Source organism: Ruegeria sp. BE3, from assembly GCF_056538865.1.
In genome coordinates this window covers 131,024-137,551 of the sequence record NZ_JBQFTW010000009.1, presented here as the reverse complement: position 1 = coordinate 137,551, position 6,528 = coordinate 131,024, and the positions used below count along the sequence as shown (strand labels likewise).

The window sequence follows — 6,528 nt, the reverse complement described above, 5'->3', positions numbered from 1 at the left end:
CGTGGTCGTCTACTAAGACCCTGCGAAAGAGTTGTTTCAAGACGGCGTGCCAACCGGCGCGCCGTTTTTATTTTCCAGGCCGAGTCGCACCGGTGTCCGAACGCGGGGATCGTACCCGCAAAACGGGGGTATTGACCGAAGTGGTGTTGGACCGGCTCTCGCGCCAGACGACAAAGACGCCCGATGCAATGATGACGCTGGCACCCACTGCGACCCAGATATCTGGATGCTCGCCAAAGAAGATGACGCCGAAGATCGTGGCCCAGATGATCTGACTGTACTGGCTGGGGGCGACAACCCCGGCGGGCGCGGCGCGGTAGGCGAGGATGATAAGATGCTGCGCGATGACCGAAAACACACCCACCAGCGCCATCATTGCCAAATGCAGCAGCGAAGGCGGTTGATAGACCAGCGGTTGCGCGACGCTCATGGCCACAATGGCCAACAGCATCGGATAGAGGATCAGAACGGCTGAACGTTCTTCATTGCCAATCTTGCGCACAAGCACCGAGGCGAAGGCGCTGCAGAACGCCGCCATCAGTGCCGCCATATGACCCAGAGTGATCTCGGTCGCGCCCGGGCGCAGGACGATCAGAACGCCGATCAGGCCCACCCCGACAGCAGCCCACCGCTGGGCACGGACGACCTCGCCCAATATCGGGATCGACAGAACCGTCACGATAAGGGGAAAGGAGAAAAGCAGCGAATAGACCTCGGCCAAGGGCAGTACCGAGAAAGCGTAGAATGCGCAGGACATCGCGGTGATCATCAGCGTCGAGCGGAGCAGGATCAGCCAGGGGTGGCGCGGGACAAAGTTGCCGGTCGTCCGGTCGGCCAGAATCGTGACGGCCATCGGAACGAAGGAAAACAGCGTTGCGAAGAAGATGATCTGCAGCACCGAATAGGTGCCGCCCAGCACTTTGATCAGCACATCGTGGGAGGCGAAGACCGCAAATCCCAGAAATGCAAAACCTAACCCGCGCAGGGTGGTATCTTGAGCGCTCATGTCAGCGGCCTCGGTGAATGCGTTTGGAGTTTCGATGCCTAATTAGACCCAAAACCCCGGCGCGGGTAGTGAAAACTTTACCGCTAACATTTTTGGTGAGCAGGGTTGCAGTATTTGCAATGCGCAGGAAACGGGTCGAAGGCAGGGGGCTGACAGAAGCATGATCTTCTCACAGCAAGGAGACATATCATGCAAAATATTTCTGCTCTTCCATCAGATCAGGTTCAGGCCTATCGCGATGGAGCACCGGATGGGTACGGAAACCCGCCCGAGCGGGCGATTTCCAACGGATCAGGCAACCCTTGCCGACATTGCCTGACCTATATCCCGGAAGGAAAAGAGATGTTGGTGCTGGCCCATCGACCCTTTCCCAGAACACAGCCTTATGCCGAAACAGGACCGATTTTTCTGTGTGCAGAGCCGTGTCAACGCTATGAGCCGTCGGCTGACCTGCCCGAGGCGCTGACGGATTCGCCCAACTACCTGATCAAGGGATACGGTTCAGACGACCGGATCGTATATGGCACTGGGATCATCACGCCGCAGGCGCAACTGCAGGAGGCTGCCGAAGCGATCTTTACCCGTGCAGAGGTTGCTTACATCCACATCCGCTCAGCGTTGAACAATTGTTATCACGCACGGATCGATCGGGCTTAAAGCTTGACGCGGTGGATACCCCGGCGCGGCTGATCCGGGTCATCTGCGGGCAGGTTGTCGGACCGGCTTGAGGTCAGCGCGAGGAAGACATCCTCAAGATCGGCCTCTTCGGTCCGGACGTCACGGATACGGATTCCGACGTGCCGCACGGCCTCCAGAACCTGTTCGGCACTGGTTTTACCGCTGTGGTACTGCAGCACCAAATCTCCATCGTCGCGCAGCGAGGCGGCGACGTTTTCGGTTTCGGGCAGGCTCTGAACCGGGCTATCAGGCGTGATCACCATGGTGCGGCTGTCCATACGACCCAGCAGGTTTGCGGTGCTGTCCTGTGCCACTTTCTCACCCTGATTGATGATCGCGATCTCGTCACACATCTCTTGCGCTTCTTCCAGATAATGCGTGGTCAGGATGATGGTCATGCCTTGCTCGTTCAGCTTGCGCACATTGGCCCAGAGCATCTGGCGCAATTCGATATCCACGCCTGCCGTCGGTTCGTCCAGCACAAGTATCTTGGGATGATGCACCAAGGCCTTGGCCAGCAGCAATCGCCGCCGCATCCCGCCGGACAGTGTGCGCGCATAAGCCTCGGCCTTGTCGCTGAGGCCAACCAGTTCCAGTATCTCGTCGCTACGGCGTTCCGCTTTGGGCACGCCGTAGAGGCCGGCCTGCACTTCTAACGCGCCGCGTGGCGTGAAAAAGGGATCAAGGTTCAGCTCTTGCGGCATCACACCGATAGCCGCGCGCGACTGGCGCGGATTACGATCCTGATCATAGCTCCAGATCGAAACCTGGCCCGAGGTTTTGACCACCAGCCCCGCAAGAATGTTGATCAGGGTCGATTTCCCGGCCCCGTTTGGCCCCAGCAGGCCAAAGACCGACCCGCGCGGGATCGTCAGATCGATCCCCTTCAGCGCCTGTTTCTCGGGTTGGCCCTTGCCGCCGCGATAGGTTTTGCGCAGCCCTTCGATTCTGATTGCCGCATCGGCCATGTGGCTCTTGCCCCCGGTTTGCTCATCGCTCATAAACGCACCTAATACATGCCCGCGAGGCCGACAACCGAAGAAGGATCGCCAGCCGTGACCATCGAAGCGCCGGAAACCAAGATCGTGGAAACCTCCCGCGTCGCCTGTGACGGTGGCGAAGGCGCATTGGGCCACCCGCGTGTCTGGTTGCAGATCCCCGAAGATACCGGTTGGGTCGAATGCCCCTATTGCGACTGCAAATATGTGCTGAAAGGGCATGAGGGCTGATCGGCCTGACCCCGACACGCGACTATATGGAAAGGAGAGAGGATGCTGTTTGCAGCCACGACCATTGATCTCTCCGACCAGCAGCCCATTGCAAACGGCACCGTCCGCAGCGTCTATGAGTTTCCCGGCCAGCCCGATCTGTTGATCAAGGTGTTTACCCGCGCCGAGGACCGCGTCTCGCATCGCTGGGGCAAGCGTTTGGCGTGGAAACTGGTGCCCGGCGCGCGCTATCGCAGTACCTTAAAGGAAATCGAATGCGAGCTGCGCGTGTCGCTCAAGCTGGGGGCAAAGATCGAGGATTCGCCGCTGTCGCGTATGCTGGGCGTGGTGCAGACCACGCAAGGGCCGGGCGTTGCGGTCGAGCGGATCAGCGGGCCGGAGGGGGGACTGGCGCAGAAGCTCAGCCAGCTTGCGGGTCAGAAACGGATGACCCCCGTGATCCTTGAAGACCTGAACGCCTTTGTCGCCAAGATGTTCGATCTTCAAATCGTTGCGCGTGACGTAAAGCGGTCAAACATTGTCTATGGCGTCCGCGGCGAAACCCCGGCCTTTTTCCTGATCGACGGCTACGGGGAGCGGAACCTGATCCCCCTGCGCAGCATGTCCAAGCGTCTGAATGACCGCTCGCTCAGCCGTCAATTTGCGGTTATCGCGCAGAAATCGGGGCTGATCTGGGACGCGTCGCAGCGCAGGTTTTCGGACCACTGATGGGGCCATGAGCGGCCTCGTCTTTTGTCAACGCATTCGATACAACTTGGCGCAACCCAGCGCAGGAGCCCTCGTATGACCCAGACCCAATTCGGAAAAGGCTGCCATCTGCATCTCATTGATGGATCGGCCTTTATCTTCCGCGCCTATCACGCGCTGCCGCCGCTGACGCGGAAATCGGATGGGCTGCCGATTGGGGCGGTATCGGGCTTTTGCAACATGCTGCAGAAATATGTCGAGGGAAATGCCGGGCCGGATGCGCCGACCCATGTGGCGGTGATCTTCGACAAGGGATCACACACGTTCCGCAACGACCTCTACGATCTCTATAAGGCCAACCGCGAGGCGATGCCCGAGGACCTGCGCCCGCAGATGCCGCTGACCCGCGAGGCGACCAAAGCCTTCAACATCGCCTGCAAAGAGCTGGAAGGCTACGAGGCCGACGACATCATCGCCACTCTGGCCGTTCAGGCGCGCGAAGCCGGAGGGCGCGTGACCATCGTCAGTTCCGACAAGGACCTGATGCAACTGGTTGGCGGCGGTGTGGAAATGCTGGATGCGATGAAGAACAAGCGCATCGACCGCGACGGGGTGGTCGAGAAATTTGGTGTGGGTCCCGAGCGCGTGGTCGATGTTCAGGCGCTGGCCGGGGATTCGGTGGATAACGTGCCTGGCGCTCCGGGCATTGGTGTGAAGACTGCTGCGTTGCTGATCAACGAATACGGCGATCTGGAAACGCTGCTGGATCGGGCTGAAGAGATCAAACAGCCCAAGCGTCGCCAGACACTGATCGAAAAGCGTGGCCAGATCGAGCTGTCGAAAAAGCTGGTGCAGTTGGATGAAAACACGCCGCTGGATTTCACTCTGGACGATCTTGAGGTCAAAGACCCCGATGCTGAAACCCTGCTGGGCTTTCTGGCCGAGATGGAGTTCCGCACCCTCACCAAACGCATCGCTGACAAGCTGGGGGCCGAGGCTCCGGTGATCGCTGACGCGCCCGCGCCGGTTGCTGAGGCAGAGGAGGCTGAGGCCCTGCCGTTTGATGCGTCGAAATATGAATGCGTGCGGGACGCGGGCGCTCTGCAGAAGTGGATCGATCAGGCTTATGAGCGGGGCTGGATCGCCGTGGATACGGAGACCACCGGCCTGAACGAGATGATCGCTGATCTGGTCGGGATTTCGCTGTGCGTGGAGGCTGGGGAAGCCTGTTACATCCCGCTGACTCATCGTGAAAGTGCGACGGATGATCTGTTTGGCTCAGACGCACTAGCCGAGGGGCAGATGCCGCTGGATGAGGCTCTAACATTGCTGAAACCGATGTTTGAGGACCCCTCGATCCTGAAGATCGGGCAAAACATGAAATACGATGCCAAGATCATTAGGCGATACGGCGTCGACGTGACCCCCATCGATGATACCATGCTGATGTCTTATGCGATGCATGGCGGTGAACATGGGCACGGCATGGATACGCTGTCGGAACGCTATCTGAGCCACACGCCGATCCCGATCAAGCCTCTGCTGGGTTCGGGTAAGTCGGCGATCACCTTTGACAAAGTGCCGATTGATGAGGCCACAGCCTATGCCGCCGAGGACGCGGATATCACGCTGCGCCTTTGGAAGCTGTTCAAGCCGCAATTGCATCAGGTGCAGGTGACGACCGTCTACGAAACGCTCGAACGCCCTTTGGTGCCGGTGCTGGCCGAGATGGAGATGCATGGCATCAAGGTCGACCGCGATGTGCTGAGCCGTATGTCCAATGCGTTTGCGCAGAAAATGGCCGGGTTAGAGGCTGAAATCCATGAGCTGGCAGGTGAGAGCTTTAATGTCGGTTCACCCGCACAGCTGGGTGAGATCCTGTTCGACAAGATGGGGCTTGAGGGCGGCAAGAAGGGCAAGACCGGGAAATACTCGACTGGGGCTGATATTCTTGAAGACCTCGCCACCGAACATGAACTGCCGCGCCGGGTGCTGGACTGGCGGCAGCTGTCCAAGCTGAAATCGACCTACACCGACGCGCTGCAGACCCATATCAACCCGGATACGGGCCGGGTGCATACGTCTTATTCGATCACCGGGGCCAATACTGGCCGTTTGGCTTCGACCGATCCGAACCTGCAGAACATTCCGGTTCGAACCGAAGAAGGGCGGCGTATTCGTGAAGCGTTTATTGCCGAACCGGGCAATGTGCTGGTCAGTTTGGATTATAGCCAGATCGAGTTGCGGATTCTGGCGCATATTGCCGATATTCCGACTCTGAAACAGGCTTTCGCCGATGGGCTGGACATTCACGCGATGACCGCCTCCGAGATGTTCGACGTACCGCTGGACGAAATGACACCCGAGATCAGGCGACAGGCCAAGGCGATCAACTTTGGTGTGATCTACGGCATCTCGGGTTTCGGCCTTGCGCGCAATCTGCGCATCCCCCGCGCCGATGCACAGGGCTTCATTGACCGCTATTTCGAGCGCTTTCCCGGAATCCGTCGCTATATGGACGACACGATCTCATTCGCGAAAGAGAATGGCTATGTGCAGACCCTGTTCGGGCGCAAAATCCATACGCCCGAGATCAATGCCAAGGGCCCGCATGCGGGTTTCTCGCGCCGGGCGGCGATCAACGCACCGATCCAAGGCACGGCGGCGGATGTGATCCGGCGCGCGATGGTTCGGATGCCGGATGCGATCGACGGCCTGCCAGCCAAGATGCTGCTGCAGGTGCATGACGAACTCCTGTTCGAAGTGGCCGAAGACGCCGTGGATCAGACCATCTCGGTCGCGCGTGCGGTGATGGAGGGGGCGGCAGATCCGGCGGTGAAGCTGGATATCAAACTGGTCGCTGATGCCGGGCAAGGGGCAAACTGGGCCGAGGCGCACTAGGGGCGGCGCTGCTCATCAGGCCCTGCG

At 59.4% G+C, this 6,528-nt stretch carries 6 protein-coding genes; 4 read left to right on the top strand and 2 right to left on the bottom strand.

Features of this window, described 5'->3' with window-relative positions; all coding sequences use genetic code 11:
• Window positions 1-67 precede the first annotated feature (67 nt).
• Window positions 68-1,006 carry a DMT family transporter gene (locus tag ACR0AZ_RS17870; protein WP_480471511.1) on the bottom strand — a complete coding sequence of 313 codons (939 nt, stop codon included), beginning with the start codon at window positions 1,004-1,006 and terminating at the stop codon, window positions 68-70.
• Window positions 1,007-1,195: 189 nt separating this feature from the next.
• Here ACR0AZ_RS17870 and ACR0AZ_RS17865 point away from each other — a divergent pair, with 189 nt between their 5' ends.
• Entirely contained in the window at window positions 1,196-1,663 is a 468-nt protein-coding gene (locus tag ACR0AZ_RS17865; RefSeq protein WP_480471512.1) for a DUF1203 domain-containing protein, read from the top strand.
• Here the strand turns inward: ACR0AZ_RS17865 and ACR0AZ_RS17860 are convergent.
• Window positions 1,660-2,652 (bottom strand): ABC transporter ATP-binding protein, encoded by a 993-nt coding sequence (locus ACR0AZ_RS17860; protein ID WP_480667999.1) that lies wholly within the window; start codon window positions 2,650-2,652, stop codon window positions 1,660-1,662. The two genes, ACR0AZ_RS17865 and ACR0AZ_RS17860, sit on opposite strands and share 4 nt — an antisense overlap.
• Before the next feature lie 87 nt (window positions 2,653-2,739).
• On the opposite strand from ACR0AZ_RS17860, the gene ACR0AZ_RS17855 reads away from it, so the two are divergent.
• From ACR0AZ_RS17855 to polA, 3 genes are all read left to right on the top strand, one after another.
• Window positions 2,740-2,913 carry a zinc-finger domain-containing protein gene (locus tag ACR0AZ_RS17855; protein WP_480471943.1) on the top strand — a complete coding sequence of 58 codons (174 nt, stop codon included), beginning with the start codon at window positions 2,740-2,742 and terminating at the stop codon, window positions 2,911-2,913.
• Between the two features lie 42 nt (window positions 2,914-2,955).
• Window positions 2,956-3,621 (top strand): YrbL family protein, encoded by a 666-nt coding sequence (locus ACR0AZ_RS17850; RefSeq protein ID WP_480471513.1) that lies wholly within the window; start codon window positions 2,956-2,958, stop codon window positions 3,619-3,621.
• A 75-nt stretch (window positions 3,622-3,696) separates the two neighbouring features.
• Window positions 3,697-6,501, top strand: a complete 2,805-nt coding sequence (gene polA / locus ACR0AZ_RS17845; protein WP_480471514.1) for a DNA polymerase I — start codon at window positions 3,697-3,699, stop codon at window positions 6,499-6,501.
• Window positions 6,502-6,528 lie beyond the last annotated feature (27 nt).